Consider the following 624-nt stretch of genomic DNA (forward strand, 5'->3'; position numbering starts at 1 on the left):
ACAGTCACAATATCATCACGTGCACATCGACAACCAGATACACCAGTAGACAGTCACAATATCATCACGTGCACATCGACAACCAGATACACCAGTAGACGACATGTACACCACGTTCATGATGACTCTTCATGATGACTGTTCATGATGACTAGTGAGTGGAAAAGTGCAATGACTAATTGACTGACAATGCGGATTTCCATTGGACTCCAGTTGTGAACAAGCAATCTGGTGATCAGACAGACATTGGATTCAGTTGTATGTGTTGATTGATGTTGCCTGATATCTATCTGTTGGCTGTGTGACTGATGAATGAGTGATACAGACTGGAGTGGATTTGATCAGTGTATGTGGTCGGTGCATTGAATGGATATGTGGAGCAGTTAGTGGTAGTTGTTGTGACAATTGTCAGTGTGACTGACTGTGGTAATTTGTGTAGTTTGAGTGATTGAGTGAATGACTAGTGATTGGGGATGTTGACGAGTAGTAGTGAGTATTTGATTAGTATGTGTGAGTGTGTGTTTTGTTGATGTGTCGTTTGAGTGGTGATGTAGTTGGCGGCGACCATACCACGTTGAAAGCACCGGTTCTCGTCCGATCACCGCAGTTAAGCAACGTTGGACC

Annotated in this window: 1 rRNA gene; it reads left to right on the forward strand. The window is 43.6% G+C overall.

Annotated elements, in window-relative coordinates:
• Window positions 1-556: 556 nt before the first annotated feature.
• A 5S ribosomal RNA gene (gene rrf, locus D0S45_20700) occupies window positions 557-624 on the forward strand; the annotation flags it as partial.

This window comes from Marinifilum sp. JC120 (genome assembly GCA_004923195.1).
Classification (GTDB): Bacteria; Desulfobacterota; Desulfovibrionia; order Desulfovibrionales; family Desulfovibrionaceae; genus Maridesulfovibrio.